Annotated in this window: 16 protein-coding genes; 5 read left to right on the top strand and 11 right to left on the bottom strand. The window is 71.9% G+C overall.

The genetic code is table 11. From position 1 onward, the window contains the following. Position 1: 1 nt before the first annotated feature. Both ABT171_RS01905 and ABT171_RS01900 read right to left on the bottom strand, forming a co-directional pair. Complete coding sequence (locus tag ABT171_RS01905) at positions 2–724, bottom strand: type 1 glutamine amidotransferase family protein (RefSeq protein WP_351238683.1); 723 nt, start codon at positions 722–724, stop codon at positions 2–4. 158 nt (positions 725–882) lie between these two features. After that, positions 883–2271, bottom strand: coding sequence for an AfsR/SARP family transcriptional regulator (locus tag ABT171_RS01900; protein WP_351238681.1), 1389 nt, complete (start codon positions 2269–2271; stop codon positions 883–885). Positions 2272–2345: 74 nt separating this feature from the next. On the opposite strand from ABT171_RS01900, the gene ABT171_RS01895 reads away from it, so the two are divergent. Continuing rightward, a complete protein-coding gene (locus ABT171_RS01895; protein ID WP_351238679.1) occupies positions 2346–3284 on the top strand; it encodes a macro domain-containing protein in 939 nt (312 codons plus the stop codon). A 74-nt stretch (positions 3285–3358) separates the two neighbouring features. Here the strand turns inward: ABT171_RS01895 and ABT171_RS01890 are convergent, their stop codons facing one another. From ABT171_RS01890 to ABT171_RS01875, 4 genes are all read right to left on the bottom strand, one after another. Next, positions 3359–4129 (bottom strand): TIR domain-containing protein, encoded by a 771-nt coding sequence (locus ABT171_RS01890; RefSeq protein ID WP_351238677.1) that lies wholly within the window; start codon positions 4127–4129, stop codon positions 3359–3361. After that, entirely contained in the window at positions 4126–5715 is a 1590-nt protein-coding gene (locus ABT171_RS01885; protein ID WP_351238675.1) for an AbeC-like domain-containing protein, read from the bottom strand. The genes ABT171_RS01890 and ABT171_RS01885 overlap by 4 nt, the downstream gene beginning before the upstream one ends. Before the next feature lie 20 nt (positions 5716–5735). Continuing rightward, positions 5736–6395 (bottom strand): hypothetical protein, encoded by a 660-nt coding sequence (locus ABT171_RS01880; RefSeq protein ID WP_351238673.1) that lies wholly within the window; start codon positions 6393–6395, stop codon positions 5736–5738. A gap of 242 nt (positions 6396–6637) precedes the next feature. Continuing rightward, a complete protein-coding gene (locus ABT171_RS01875; protein ID WP_351238671.1) occupies positions 6638–7756 on the bottom strand; it encodes a hypothetical protein in 1119 nt (372 codons plus the stop codon). Between the two features lie 109 nt (positions 7757–7865). Between ABT171_RS01875 and ABT171_RS01870 the strand changes: the two genes are divergently transcribed. Continuing rightward, positions 7866–9020 carry a cystathionine gamma-synthase gene (locus tag ABT171_RS01870; protein ID WP_351238669.1) on the top strand — a complete coding sequence of 385 codons (1155 nt, stop codon included), beginning with the start codon at positions 7866–7868 and terminating at the stop codon, positions 9018–9020. 51 nt (positions 9021–9071) lie between these two features. Here the strand turns inward: ABT171_RS01870 and ABT171_RS01865 are convergent, their stop codons facing one another. The 3 genes from ABT171_RS01865 to ABT171_RS01855 all read right to left on the bottom strand — a co-directional run bounded on the left by ABT171_RS01865 (position 9072) and on the right by ABT171_RS01855 (position 10551). Beyond that, a complete protein-coding gene (locus ABT171_RS01865; RefSeq protein ID WP_351238667.1) occupies positions 9072–9320 on the bottom strand; it encodes a hypothetical protein in 249 nt (82 codons plus the stop codon). 25 nt (positions 9321–9345) lie between these two features. After that, the gene (locus ABT171_RS01860) at positions 9346–9861 is read right to left on the bottom strand and encodes a sigma factor-like helix-turn-helix DNA-binding protein (protein ID WP_351238665.1); all 516 of its coding nucleotides are present in this window, start codon (positions 9859–9861) and stop codon (positions 9346–9348) included. Positions 9862–10026: 165 nt separating this feature from the next. Further along, complete coding sequence (locus tag ABT171_RS01855; RefSeq protein WP_351238663.1) at positions 10027–10551, bottom strand: MarR family winged helix-turn-helix transcriptional regulator; 525 nt, start codon at positions 10549–10551, stop codon at positions 10027–10029. 144 nt (positions 10552–10695) lie between these two features. Between ABT171_RS01855 and ilvA the strand changes: the two genes are divergently transcribed. Further along, on the top strand, positions 10696–11925 hold the full coding sequence (ilvA, locus tag ABT171_RS01850; RefSeq protein ID WP_351238661.1) for a threonine ammonia-lyase: 1230 nt from the start codon (positions 10696–10698) through the stop codon (positions 11923–11925). 80 nt (positions 11926–12005) lie between these two features. Here the strand turns inward: ilvA and greA are convergent, their stop codons facing one another. Together greA and ABT171_RS01840 are read right to left on the bottom strand one after the other, a co-directional pair. Beyond that, positions 12006–12506, bottom strand: a complete 501-nt coding sequence (greA, locus tag ABT171_RS01845) for a transcription elongation factor GreA (RefSeq protein WP_351238659.1) — start codon at positions 12504–12506, stop codon at positions 12006–12008. Positions 12507–12695: 189 nt separating this feature from the next. Further along, positions 12696–13094 (bottom strand): DUF4307 domain-containing protein, encoded by a 399-nt coding sequence (locus tag ABT171_RS01840; RefSeq protein ID WP_351238657.1) that lies wholly within the window; start codon positions 13092–13094, stop codon positions 12696–12698. Positions 13095–13208: 114 nt separating this feature from the next. On the opposite strand from ABT171_RS01840, the gene mca reads away from it, so the two are divergent. Together mca and ABT171_RS01830 are read left to right on the top strand one after the other, a co-directional pair. Next, positions 13209–14090 (top strand): mycothiol conjugate amidase Mca, encoded by an 882-nt coding sequence (gene mca / locus ABT171_RS01835; protein ID WP_351238655.1) that lies wholly within the window; start codon positions 13209–13211, stop codon positions 14088–14090. Next, a complete protein-coding gene (locus ABT171_RS01830; protein WP_351238653.1) occupies positions 14083–14328 on the top strand; it encodes a hypothetical protein in 246 nt (81 codons plus the stop codon). Before mca ends, ABT171_RS01830 begins: the two co-directional genes overlap by 8 nt. The last annotated feature ends 2 nt before the right edge of the window (positions 14329–14330 follow it).

Raw genomic sequence — 14330 nt, 5'->3', positions numbered from 1 at the left:
TCTAAGCCTCGGCGACGGAGAAGCGCTCCCCGGGCCCGTACGCCCGCACGAGGGCGCCCCCGCCCCCGTCCGGCCGTACCAGATGCGCCCGCCCCAGCCCGGCCACCCGGACCTCCCCGTCCGCCACCTCCAGCAGCGTGTTCTCGTCGACGGCGACCCCGTACGGCGCCGCGCCCCGTCCGACCACCGCGATCAGCCGTGCGAGCGTTCCCCACTGGGCGGCGTGGACGTCCACCGCGAACGGCACCAGCCCCAGCCCCGCCCGCACCTCGACCTCCGCCAGGTCCTCCCCGGTCTCCTCCGGACACACCGGTACCCCGTCCGCCAGCCAGCCGCCGACCACGGCCCGCCGCGCGGCCACGGCGGCACCCGCCGAGAAGCCCGCGTACGGCATCCCGCGCCCGGCGAGCAGCGTCGGCAACCGCTCCAGACCGTCCTCCAGTGCCTCCTGGTATGCGGGAGTCAGCCCACCGCACACCAGCAGGCCGTCCACCCCGGCCAACGCCTGTTCCGGCCCGAACCGGCCGCCGAGCGGCACCAGCAGCGGCACGGGCGTGCACGGCCCCGCCTTCCGCAGCGCCCCGGCATACCGCTCGAACTGCGCCGCCCCGTCCCCCTCGTCGACGATCAGACACCCGATGCGCCGCTCCCCGCCGACCGCACCGACGAACGGCTCGTACACCTCGGCCGTGTCCCAGCCGCCGCCGATCAGAAACGTTCCCATCCCCGCTGCCTCCCTGGTCGCCCCACGAGCGGCGAATGTACGGCGCGGGAGCCGCTCCCGTCGCCGCAATTACCCGGAAGCGCCTCCGAAGCGTTCCCGAAGCGGGCGGCGGCTGTCGGCGGAAGCGGCGGCGGATCTTTGCTGGAGGGGTGAAGAGGTCAGCCGGCGGCGGTCGGCGGGAGCGCCGGCCCCTGCCCGTCCGCACTGCGCAGGAACGCCTCGACCGCCGACAGGTCGGTACGCTCCAGCTCGTCGGCGCGGATGACGATGCGCAACTCCGGGGAGACCGCCGGGTCCTGGCGCAGGCTCCGGGTGAAGGTCTCGACGATCAGCAACAGCAGCTGCGTGCGGTCGAGCTGCACGATGCGGGACAGGCCCGCGCCGATCAGCGGGATCGCCACCGGTTTGAACAGGCCGTGCCGGGCGACCGCCGGCCACAGGCAATCCAGGCTCAGCCGCAGGTCCGCCGGGGCGGACCGGGCCCGCAGGTCGTTGCCCAGCCGGGAGTAGGCCAGGGCGAACACCTTGCGCCGGCCGGCCGGCACCGCGACCGCCGTGCCGATCGGAAAGCGGGTGCGCCGGCCGCGCCGCTTCGCCCGGACGCTCTCCGTGGCCAGCGGTGTGAACCCCTTCAGGCCCCGGCGCAGCCGGTCGTCGAGCAGCCGGTACCGGCCCTCGAAGAGCCGGTCGACCAACTGGCCCTGCACGCTCTCCCGGCTGATCACCACGTCGTCGGGGAAGGTGTCGAAGGTGTCGCAGAACCCGACGACCAGGTTGGCGTCCTCCTGCTCGAACAGGTCGCCGCGCAGCACGACGACGTCCACCCGCAGCCCGCGCAGGGTGTGGCGCAGCAGTTCGTCGCCGTGCCGCTCGCGCAGCCGGGCGTTCAGCCGGGCGAGGACCGCGGCGGCCTCGGGGTCGTCCGGCCGTTCCCGGGCCGTCCGTTCGGCCACCGGGAGGGCGAGGTCGTAGCGGCCCAGTGCGGTGTGTCCGGCGATCAGTTCCCGCAGCGCGGTCTCCCTGAGCTGGGTCAGCCGCCGCACCGGCGCGGCCGCGAACTCCTCGTCCGCCACCTCGGCCAGCGGCCGGCCGTGCCAGAGCCGCAGGGCGTCCGCGAGCAGCCGGACGGCCGAGGCCGGTGCCGCGTGCAGCGCGTCGCCCACCAGGCGCGTGAACTGCGTGCTGTCCAGCTCCTCGACCGAAAGGTCCAGCCGGTAGGTGCTCTCGGCGCCGTGTGCGGTCGGCAGCCGTCCGGTCCGTACGATCCGGTCGCCCGTGCCCGGTCCCGCGCGGTCGAACGCGCGCCGCAGCTCCAGGATCCGTTTCTGCACCTCGTTGCGGTTGCGCAGGCCCTGGTGCGGCAGCTCCACGGTCTGCTGCCAGACGTCCCGGTAGAGCCGGCGGGCGGTCACGGCCTCGCCGTCGGCGGCGACCAGGCGCAGCAGCAGCCGCGCCGTCAGCGGGGTCAGGCGGACCGTGACGTCGTCCACTTCCAGCCGCACGGGGCCCAGAACGTGTACGCGTACGGACGGTGTGCGGCTCTGCACGCGCCTCGCCCCCTCAGCCGCATGACGGCCCGTCAACAGGGCTTTCAGCCTACCAAGATGACTCGGAGTGACGCATGCGATCGACCGTCCCGGACCCGTCGCCGTCCCGTCCCGCGCGATCGCCGCTGCGCCCCGCGCGGTCCCGGCTGCCCCGCTCCTGGCGCGGGTGGCGGGTCTTCCTGGGCAACGTGCTGGCGGCCTTCGGCGGGGTGTCGGCCGTCGTGCAGTTCGCCGGCCAGCTGTTCCCGCGCGTCGTGTCCCGGCCCGGTCCGGTGCTGGCCGGTTCGGTGGCCCTGTGCCTGCTCTGGGGGCTGGTCCGGGCCCGTCCGCAGGCCGGCGTACGGCAGGAGTTCACCCGTCCGCACATGACCGTGGTGGTCGAGGAGGGCGACCTCTTCGAGCAGCCCGGACATCTGGTGGTGGGGTTCACCGACACCTTCGACACCCTGGTGGACGACGGGGTCGTCATCAACGACGACAGCGCCCAGGGGCAGTTGCTCGCCCGCCGCTACGCGGGGGACGCCCAGCGGCTGGACGCGGAGCTGGCCGCCGCGCTGGACGGGGTGGCCCCGGTGGCGCGGGAGAGCGAGCGGGACAAGCCGCGCGGCAAGCGCGCCCGGTACCCGGTGGGGACCGTCGCCGTCCTCGGCAGCCGCCCGCAGCTGGTCTTCGCCGTCGCCTACAGCCGGATGGGCAACGACTGCGTCGCCTCCTCCGGGGTGCAGGAGCTGTGGCTCGGTCTGGACCGGCTGTGGGACGCCGTCCACCGGCACGGCCAGCTGGAACGCGTCACCATGCCGCTGACCGGTGCGGGGCTCGCCCGGCTGCACGACCTCGACGAGGACAGCCTGCTGCGGCTGATCCTGCTGTCGTTCGTGGTGCACTCGTGGGAGCGGCCGGTCTGCCGCGAGCTGCACGTGGTGATCCGCCCCGGCGAGCTGAGGCGGATCGACCTGCCGGAGACCGGCGCGTTCCTGGCCGGCCTGGCGGCGGGCGCCCGGCGCCATGTCTGACACCGGGCGCCCGCGGGACGGTACGGGCCCTCCCCCGGAGCGTGACCGAGCGGCCCCTGGGCCCGTGCCGGGGCTCAGCGGGCCGGCGGCAGGTGCCGACCGGTCCGTCCGTACGCCGACAGATGGCTGTACGGCCAGGTCTGGCGCCATTCGGAGCGGGTGTCGTCGATCGTGCAGCCGGCCATCCTCAGTCGCTGCACGATCTTGCTCAGGGCGGCCTCCGAGCCGTCGAACCGGATGACGTTCCGGCCCGCGATGTCGGCGATCGTGCGCAGCTCACCGACCTCCACCATGAGCGTGCGCTCCGGGTAGGCCATCAGGACCATGCCCAGTTCGATCAGCACGTTCGGCCGGGGCTGCCCGGTCGGCTCGGTCTCGTACGGCGGCTCGTTCGAACCCCGCAGTTCCGGGTGCAGCTGGACGATGTCGTCCGGGGTGAGCAGCACGAGGGCCGCCTGGGCCTGTTCGGGAGCCTTCGCGACGACCTCGCCGAGGAAGGGCGCCGTCTTGCCGGTGGCCCTGACCAGGTCCTCCCATTCCAGCGGACGCAGATCGAGCTTGCGCAGCAGGCCGAACATCTTCGTCCGGACCTCCTCGTCGCGGCCGTGGACGACGAAGACGTTGCGGCTGCGGTCCCGGGACGGGCCGGGACGGTCCTGGGACGGGCCGGGACGGTCGTCGTCCGCGGGCGGCCGGCTGCCGCCGCCGTAGAGGTTCTGCGTGCCCGAGTTGGTGCTGTTGCCGTTGCCGTTGACGAAGCTGTTGCCGCTGCCGAAGGTGTTCCCGCTTCCGTAGTGGCTGCTGTTGCCGGAGCCCGTGCCCGCGCCCGTGGTGTCGTCCGTCATGCCGATCCCGTTCCCCGGCCGCCGTCGGAGGCGCCGTAGTGGTTCTGCGTGCCCGAGTTGGTGGTGTTGTTGTCGCCGTTCACGAAGCTGTTGTTGCGCCCGTAGTCGTTGAGGATGTTCGTCTGGCGGGCCTCGTGCTCGGCGAGGTCCACGTTGTGCTCCTGCAGGAACTCCCGGATGAAGTGGAGGAGTTGGCGCTCCACGATCTGGGTGTACTTGATCGTGTCCGTCTCCTGGAAGAACTCGTGGAAGTCGTCGCTGGTCGCCATCTCCCGGATGCTGGTGAGCGCGCCGCGGTTCACCAGGGTGTCCGCGTAGCGACCGAGCCCGAACTCACTGGTGTCGGCCGGCTGCGGCAGCAGGACGGTGTTCCTGGCCCAGGGCAGCAGGACGGACAGCGCCGAGCGGGCCCGCGAGAGGACGGGCCGCAGTGCCGCCTGGGGCGCGGCCCGCAGGGTGTGCCAGCCGACCCTGAGCAGGGTCACGGCATCCAGCCGCGCGGGCAGCCGGTCCACCAGGTGGAAGCTCGCCTGGATCGGCCCCAGCACATACGAGTAGAACTCGGTGTGCAGGGTGTTCCCCTTGAGGTCGAAGCCCACGAACGCCGTGGTGACCAGCTCCTGGTTCCACGAGCCGACCCGGACGCACAGGTACGCGCGCCCCGAGCCGTAGGTGTCCTGCCAGCGCCCGTCGGTCTGCTCCGGGATCGTCGTCCACGCGCCGGGGAGAGTCGTCACGGCCGTGGTGAACGTGCTCTGCTCGACGGCGAGCCCCTCGATCCGCGTCAGCCGGCTCGCGTGGTCACGCAGTCCGGAGGTCATCCGGGCGGAGACATAGGCGGAGAGGTCCTCGACGGTGAAGGGGATGATGTCCTTCCGCTTCGGCTCCTGGCCGGCCCCGGGGCGCGGGGCGCCGGTCGCCCCGGACAGGTCCGGTCCGTGCCGGCCCTCGAACACGTTGACGGGCGCGCCGATCAGCAGCTCCGCGGTGGACCAGCGCCGCACCTGCTGGCCGGCGCCGACGAACGGCTTGTAGCCGCCGTAGCAGATCAGACTGCCGTCCGAGGTCTGCTCGCGGTTGATCTTGGCCACGAGCTCGCCCGTCAGCTCGGGGTGTCTGGGATAGGAGCCGTCGAACCCGCCCACCGGGCGCGCGGCACCGGTGCGGCGCCCCAGCCGGGAGGTCAGCAGCTGCAGGGTGACGACGCGCCGCAGAAACGCGGTGACCCACAGCAGCCAGGCCAGCATCAGCGTCCCGGCGGCCCCGTTCAGGACACCGGCGGTGGTGAGGAGGAACGTGAGCAGCACGCCCGCGAGGAGAACGGCCACCCGGGCCCGGTGCAGCCGGCGTGCCGCCAGGGCGTGCGCGAGCACGGGAACCGCGTCGTACCCGTACGAGGGCGCCACCACCCGGAACCGGTGGGTCAGCAGCTCGCGGATGACGGTGGCGCGGTACACCGGATCCAGATAGGTGCCGGCGCACAGCAGCCGGGTGGCGTCGCTGCCGGCGTCCGTGGACGGCCGGGCCGGGACCGGCCCGCCGGACTCCGGCGGCGGAGCGGGAACGGAAAGGAATGCACTCGCCATGGCTCGGTTCTCCGCTCTCTTCAGCCGGCCGAGGTCATCGAGGCGTGGGTGATGACCCCATCGACCACGGTGTACTGACCGGTGAACGACTTCTGCGTGCCGTCGCTCTGCTGGGCGTTCAGGTTCACCGAGACCGTGCCGCCGTCGACGGACTCGATGAAGACGTCGTCGTGCTCGGTGGTGTCGAAGCCCGCGACGAAGGAGTCGTAGTCCCTGTCGAGGTTCTTGCCGCCCAGCGCCCAGGCGGTCTTGAAGTCGCGGCGGTTGATGGCGTCGAAGAAGTCGTTGACGGTCTTGCCGGGACCGGTGCTGCTGTCCGCGCTGCCCGAGCTGTCCGTGCTGTCCGGGCTGCCCGTGCCGTCCGTGCTCGGGGCGCTCTCGTCCAACGGGGTCGGGGACAGGCCCGTGCTGTCGTCACCGCCGAGGGGCGTCGACGGCTCCGTGCCGTACGCCGTGGAGGTGTCCGGTGCCGGCGGGTCCGCCGGCGGCGGTGTGTAGGTGTAGCCGCCCTGGCCGTCCGCCGAGGTGGCACCGGATGCGTTTCCGCCACCCGAGGCCAGCAGCGGCAGGACCGCCATCAGCAGGATGAGCAGAAGGGGGACACCGGCGATGACTAGGGCGTACGTCCGTTCCTCACCCGGGGCGGGTATCAGACTCGGCGGCTCATAGGTGTGGTTCATGGGCCCTCGCAACTCCCGGCGGACAGCCGGGGTCTGGCTCGTTCCAACGGCCTGGCGAGAGTCACCTTGCCCGACATCCGACGGGTGGGAGTCGGTTTCGCGCTTCCGATACGCTTCCGATCCAGGCCCGGTGAGCGGGCTGTCCCAGCCGGCCCCGACCGCCTGTCTGCCCCGTGATCAGCCTTCTGTCGGTGCCCATCCGGACGACGCCCCTCCGGAAACGCACCTCGTGTGCTGTCGGCTCAGCCGGGGAGGGTGGCCGGGCTGCCGCCGTTGGCCTCGTAGCCGGCCACCGCCAGGGCGCGGTACACGGCGAACTCGGCGGCCGGGTCGGCGGCCAGCGTCCAGGGCAGCGCGCCGATGTGCCCGTCGACGTGTATCAGCTGGTGCATGGCCTCCTGCCACCGCTCGGCACGGACCAGGAAGAAGACCAGCAGATGGCGGACGTGCGCGAGCATCGGGTCGTCGGGGCGGGCCGAGTGCACCGCGTGCAGGGCGCCGTGCATCGCCTTGGTGACGACCTCGCTGCGGTAGAAGCCCGCCACCAGGTTCACCTCGGGGAGGTGCTCGAAGACCGCGAACAGGGGCAGCGCGGCGAGCAGCGAGCCCTCCGGGGCACGGGCCGCGGCGGCCTCGGCGAAGGAGTACGCCTGCTCGCGCGAGCCGTGCCACTTCTCGCACCAGTAGTGCAGTGCGGCCAGATGCGCGCCCATGTGATGCGGGGCGCGGTCGAGGATCTTCAGCCACAGCTGGTCGAACTCGGCCTGCGTGTAGGCGAGTCCGCGGGCGACGGACAACTCGACGATGTACGGCACCGGGTCGCCGGGGGCGAGCAGCGCCGCCTGCCCGCACGCGTCCCGGGCCTCCTCCATGATGATCCGGAAGTCGTCCGTGCCCGGCGTGGAGGTCCGCCAGGCCTGCTGCACCAGGAACTCCGCGTAGACGGCGGCCCCGCCCGCGTCCTTGGGCTGCTCGGCCCGCCACACCCGCAGCCACTGGCCGCCCGGCGTCTCGTGCACCCCGCCGGGGCGCTGCTGCAGCTCCAGCGCGGCGGCGCCCGCGAAGGCCTGCACCCGCTGCCAGCGCTGCTCCTCCTCGGTGCCGGTGCCGGCCAGCAACTGGGAGGCCGCACGCCAGTCCTGCGTGCGCTGCACCAACTCCAGGACGTCCAGCAGGTCCTGGTCCGGCCCGGGCATCCGCACGTCCAGCTCCTCCTGGAGCACGAAGCCGTAGGCCGCCGGGTCGGCGGCGTCCGGGTGCCCCGGGGGAACCTGCTCGATCAGCCCGCGCCTGCGCCGCATGAGCGGGAGCAGCACGAAGCCCAGCATGAGCAGCGCCATCAGCAGCCAGAGAATCGCCATGCCTCAAGCGAACCAGACGCCGCCGACACTTGGCCAACCCCACCGCCGGGCTGTGGAAAACCCCGGCGCGGGCGTCAGCAGCCGGCCGGGCGCATTACGCTCGGTGGACATGAGCGACAGGCACATCAGTGAGCACTTCGAGACCCTCGCGATCCACGCGGGCAACACCGCGGATCCCCTGACCGGCGCGGTGGTCCCACCCATCTACCAGGTCTCGACCTACAAGCAGGACGGCGTCGGCGGGCTGCGCGGCGGCTACGAGTACAGCCGCAGCGCCAACCCCACCCGTACCGCCCTGGAGGAGAACCTCGCCGCGCTGGAGGGCGGCCGTCGCGGCCTCGCCTTCGCGTCCGGCCTCGCCGCCGAGGACGCCCTGCTGCGCACGCTGCTCACCCCCGGTGACCACGTGGTGATCCCGAACGACGCCTACGGCGGCACGTTCCGGCTCTTCGCCAAGGTCGCCACGCGCTGGGGTGTGGAGTGGTCCGTCGCCGACACCAGCGACCCGGCCGCCGTACGGGCGGCGATCACCCCGAAGACCAAGGCCGTCTGGGTGGAGACCCCCTCCAACCCCCTGCTCGGCATCACCGACATCGCCGCTCTCGCCCAGGTCGCGCACGACGCGGGCGCGAAGCTCGTCGTCGACAACACCTTCGCCACGCCCTACCTGCAGCAGCCGCTGTCGCTCGGCGCGGACATCGTCGTCCACTCCCTCACCAAGTACATGGGCGGTCACTCGGACGTGGTCGGCGGTGCGCTGATCGTCTCCGACCAGGGCCTCGGCGAGGAGCTGGCCTTCCACCAGAACGCGATGGGCGCCGTCGCCGGCCCCTTCGACTCCTGGCTGGTGCTGCGCGGCACCAAGACCCTCGCGGTGCGGATGGACCGGCACAGCGAGAACGCCACGAAGATCGCCGACATGCTGACCCGGCACGCGCGCGTGACCAGCGTGCTCTACCCGGGCCTGCCCGAGCACCCCGGCCACGAGGTCGCAGCGAAGCAGATGCGGGCGTTCGGCGGCATGGTGTCCTTCCGCGTCGAGGGCGGCGAGGAGGCCGCGGTCGAGGTGTGCAACCGGGCCAAGGTGTTCACCCTCGGCGAGTCGCTCGGCGGCGTCGAGTCCCTGATCGAGCACCCCGGCCGGATGACCCACGCCTCCGCGGCCGGTTCCGCACTGGAGGTGCCCGGCGATCTGGTACGCCTGTCCGTGGGCATCGAAAACGTCGACGACCTGCTGGCCGACCTGCAGCAGGCCCTGGGCTAGCGGAATCCCGCCGGCCGGATCGGTCCCTGCTCGTACGCCGCCGGTCCGGGCTCACCAGCCCGTGATCGGCGGAGTCGTCTGGGAGGGCGGCTCCGCCCACGGGTGCACACGGGCCGCCCACACGCTGAACGCGACGGCCGCGGCACACGCCAGCAGCCACAGCGTCCGGCGGAAGAGCAGCCTGCGCCGCAGCAGGCGCTCGCCACGGTGTACCGCGGCCGCGCACAGGTCCGGCGGCACCGGCGCGGGCGCCTGCTCCATGATCCGCCGCGCGGCTGCCTCCCGCTCCGCCCGGTTCACCACACCCTCCGCTCGTCGTAGCCCCTCATGACGGCACCGCCTTCCGGTCCGCCGTACGAGGGTCCCTGGGAGGGTCCGCGGGGCGGGGCGGATGGAGCAGGGTGGCGGTCGCGCGGTCGCAGACGGTGCGGACGCGTTCCTTGGGGAGTCCCAGCAGGGCCGCCGCCTGTTCTTCGGCGACGCCTTCGTAGAGGCGCAGTACGAGGATCAGCCGCTCCTGCGGGGCGAGCGCGGCGAGCGGAGCGCGCGGATCGGGGCGGACGCGGCCGAGGGCGCCGTACCGGTGCCAGGTCGCGCGCGCGAACCGGGTGGCGAGGTACTGGCGGGCGCAGTCGTACGGGTCCTCCCCGTGCAGCCGGTCCCAGCGCGCGTAGGTGTGGGCGAGCGTGCGCGTCAGAAGGCGCCGCGCCCGCGGGTTGGCGTGCGGCGACTCCGCCGTGAGCAGGGTGGCGGCATGCAGCAGACGTCCGGCCGCGCCCGCGACGAACGCCTCGAACTCCCTGGCCCGGAGGGCACCTCGGGACACCTGCCGATCACGCACCGCGCCTCCCCCCTGGAGGGGCCCCGCTGCCCGGTACGGGACAGGTGAACCGCGTACGACACGGGACCCGGTCTCATCTGAGGCCAGCGGCGGCCCGGGGTCAAGACTCCGGAACCGACCGGTGCCGGCGGGAGCCCGGTGGCCCGGTGTCGCCGCCCACCCCCGTCAGGACGCCGGCGACTGTTCCACCGGCGCGGGCCCCTGCACCGTCATCCGCGCGGAGAGCGCGATGTTGAAGCGGGACAGGAGCGTGCAGAACTGCTCGCGCTCCTCCGGTGCCCAGTCGTGTGTCAGGTCTGCCATCAGCTGACGCCGGGAGGAGCGCACCTCCTCAAGCCGGGTGGCCCCGCGCGGGGACAGCTGCAGCACCACCGCACGCCCGTCCTCCGGGTGCGAGGTGCGCTTGACGAGCCCGGTGTCGACCAGCGGAGCCACCTGCCGGGTGACCGTGGAGGAGTCGATGCCCATGCTCGCGGCGAGCGCCTTGACGCCCATCGGCCCTTCCTTGTCGAGGCGGTTGAGCAGCAGATACGCCGCGCGGTCCATGGAGTTGCGCACCTGCCCGACACCGCCGAGCCGCGTCTGTTCGGCACGGCGGGCGAACACCGCCACCTCGTGCTGGAGGGTGTCGAGGAGACCGGTGTCACCGACGGTCGTCATGTCCATCGACAATTCAGGTGTTGTGGGCATGGCCGGGGGCTCGCTTCATGAAGGGCTGCTGGGTTGGGGGACAGGGTACGCGGCCCGGGGCCAAGCCGTACCGGCCCTGCACAAACCGGTCTCGGAGCTTGGTCACCCAAGTCGTGTACGAGCGCGAACTGCGATGCTGGAGTCATGAGCTACCGCACGGATGGCACCTTGCGCTCCGTCACCCTCGACGATGTGCGCGGCGCCCAGAAGATGCTCTCGGGCGTAGCACGCGTGACCGCGATGGAAGGCAGCCGGCACCTGTCCCAGCTGGTCGGGGCGCCGGTGCACCTCAAGTGCGAGAACCTCCAGCGCACCGGCTCGTTCAAGCTGCGCGGCGCCTATGTGCGGATCGCCGGGCTGCTGCCGGAGGAGCGGGCGGCCGGTGTGGTGGCCGCGAGCGCCGGCAACCACGCGCAGGGCGTGGCGCTGGCCTCCGCACTGCTCGGTGTGCACTCCACGGTGTTCATGCCGAAGGGCGCCCCGCTGCCGAAGGTCAGCGCGACCGGGGACTACGGCGCCGAGGTGCGCCTGCACGGCCAGGTGGTCGACGAGACGCTGGCCGCCGCCGAGGAGTACGCGGCCGACACGGGCGCGGTGTTCCTCCACCCCTTCGACCACCCGGACATCATCGCAGGTCAGGGCACGGTCGGCTTGGAGATCCTGGAGCAGTGCCCGGAGGTGCGCACGATCGTCGTCGGTGTCGGCGGCGGCGGACTCGCGGCCGGCATCGCGGTCGCGGTGAAGGCGATACGGCCGGACGTCAGGATCGTCGGTGTGCAGGCGGAGGGCGCGGCGGCCTATCCGCCCTCGCTGGCCGCGGGGCACCCGGTCGCGGTGGAGAACCCGGCGACGATGGCCGACGGCATCAAGGTGGGGCGGCCGGGCCTGGTGCCGTTCGGGATCATCGCGGACCTGGTCGACGAGGTGCGCACGGTCAGCGAGGACCAGTTGTCGGCCGCGCTGCTGCTGTGCCTGGAGCGGGCCAAGCTGGTCGTGGAGCCGGCCGGGGCGAGCCCGGTCGCGGCGCTGCTGGCGGCGCCGGACGCCTTCGAGGGCCCGGTCGTCGCGGTGCTCTCCGGCGGGAACGTGGACCCGGTGCTGATGCAACGCGTGCTGCGCCACGGCATGGCCGCGCAGGGCCGCTACCTGGCCGTCCGGCTCCGGCTGACCGACCGGCCGGGCGCCCTCGCCACGCTCCTCTCGGTGTTGTCCGCGGTCGACGCCAACGTCCTCGACGTGAGTCACGTACGCACCGACCCCCGGCTCGGGCTCACGGAGGCGGAGGTCGAGCTGCACCTGGAGACGAAGGGCCCGGCGCACTGCACCGAGGTCGGCCGGGCCCTGCGGGACGCCGGTTACACGGTCATGGGCTGACGCCCGCGGCACGGCGAAGCCCCCGGTGTCCGGCGCGATGCGGCGGATACCGGGGGCTTCGGGGTCCTGTCGGGGGTGGGTCAGCCCGAGTACGGCTCGGCCTTCAGGATCTTCACCGAGGCCTTCTTGCCGTTCGGCAGCTCGTACTCCGCGTCCTCGCCGACCTTGTGGCCGATGACGCCGGCGCCGAGCGGGGACTGCGGCGAGTACGTCTCGATCTCCGTGCTCGCGTACTCGCGGGAGGCGAGCAGGAACGTCAGTGTGTCGTCCTCGTCACCGTCGAAGGCGATCGTGACGACCATGCCGGGCGCGACGGCACCGTCGGCGGAGACCGGAGCCTCGCCCACCTTGGCGTTCTCAAGGAGCTGGGTCAGCTGCCGCACGCGCAGCTCCTGCTTGCCCTGCTCCTCCTTGGCCGCGTGGTACCCGCCGTTCTCGCGCAGGTCGCCCTCCTCGCGCGCGGCCGCGATCTTGGCGGCGATCTCCGTGCGCGCAGGACCAGTAAGGTACTCAAGCTCGTCCTTGAGCTTGTTGTACGCCTCCTGGGTCAGCCAGGTGACGTTCTCGCTGGTCTGGGTCACAGGGTGCTCCTCGTCGGTACTGGGAATACAAAGCATCGCCCTAGCCAGAAGCATGTTCCCTCTTGGATGGGCGAAACCACGAGCCTAACAATTCAAGGCCGGAAGGGGGAGGACATAAGCCATCAGAATTGCATCAACGCAGCTCAGCGCGCATGTATTCCGGCTCACGGCTGGGGTGTCCGCCGGCCGTCAGCCGCTGTGGCAGCCGAGCAGCTCGGCCGTCGTGCCCCTCGCCGTCGTACGCAGCGTGACGACCCTGTCGATGCGCGTGGCCGACCCGGCGAAGCGGAAGTCGGCGCGGCCCACCTCGGCGCCGTCCGCCGACTGGGAGCGCAGGGTGCAGTAGCCCGAGGCGCCGGAGTCCTTGTGGACCTCCAGATGCACCTTGACGGCGTTGTCCGTGGCGTCGAACGTGATCACCTGGGCGCTGATCTTCGTCTGGACGACGTAGTGGTAGGCGAAGTAACCGACCAGTACGAGCAGCACCCCGCCGAGCACCGCACCGGCGACCTTGAGCTTGCGGTCGGCACGCGCGTCCGAGGAACGGCCGTAGCGGCCCTCGGGCAGCCGTGCGCTCGCCGTACTCATGATCGTCCTCTCGGCAGGAACCGAACCCGGAATTATTCGCCCCCCGATTCGGTCACTATAGAAGCCTGCGATCGCGCCGAAGACACGGGGCGCCGAGTTACCGAGGATTGAGTCTTGACTGACCAGTTGCGACTGATGGCCGTTCACGCACACCCCGACGACGAGTCGAGCAAGGGCGCGGCCACCATGGCGAAGTACGTGTCCGAGGGGGTGGACGTGCTGGTGGTGACCTGCACCGGCGGAGAGCGCGGGTCCATCCTCAATCCCAAGCTGCAGGGCGACGCGTACATCGAGGAGCACATCCACGAGGTGCGCAAGAAGGAGATGGACGAGGCCCGGGAGATCCTCGGCGTCAAGCAGGAGTGGCTCGGCTTCGTCGACTCGGGCCTGCCCGAGGGCGACCCGCTGCCGCCGCTGCCCGAGGGCTGCTTCGCCCTGGAGGACGTCGACAAGGCGGCCGGGGAGCTGGTGCGCCAGATCCGCTCCTTCCGCCCGCAGGTGATCACCACCTACGACGAGAACGGCGGCTACCCGCACCCCGACCACATCATGACCCACAAGATCTCCATGGTGGCGTTCGAGGGCGCGGCGGACACCGAGAAGTACCCGGAGGCCGAGTTCGGCCCCGCCTACCAGCCGCTGAAGCTGTACTACAACCAGGGCTTCAACCGCCCCCGCACCGAGGCACTGCACAACGCCATGCTCGACCGTGGCCTGGAGTCGCCGTACGGGGAGTGGCTCAAGCGCTGGAAGGAGTTCGAGCGCACCGAGCGCACCCTGACCACGCACATTCCCTGCGCGGACTTCTTCGAGATCCGCGACAAGGCGCTGATCGCGCACGCCACCCAGATCGACCCCGACGGCGGCTGGTTCAAGGTGCCGATGGAGCTGCAGAAGGAGGTCTGGCCGACGGAGGAGTACGAACTGGCGAAGTCTCTCGTCGACACCTCCCTCCCCGAGGACGACCTCTTCGCGGGCATCCGCGACAATGCCTGACATGAGCGCAAGCGTGAGCCTGGCAGTGACGCACCTGGTCCCCCTCGCCAAGGAGGTCGACCAGAACAAGGTCACCCCCGGCGTCCTCGGCTTCATCGTCTTCGCGGTGATGGCCCTGGCGGTGTGGGGCCTGATGAAGTCGATGAGCAAGCACATGCGGAAGGTCGACTTCAAGGAGGCCCCGGAGCCCGGGGAGCAGCAGGCCGAGAAGGCCGACTCCACGGCACGCCAGGGCTGACC

Source organism: Streptomyces sp. NPDC001851 (genome assembly GCF_040297165.1).
Taxonomy (GTDB): Bacteria; Actinomycetota; Actinomycetes; order Streptomycetales; family Streptomycetaceae; genus Streptomyces.
This window is presented reverse-complemented; position numbering and strand designations above follow the sequence as displayed.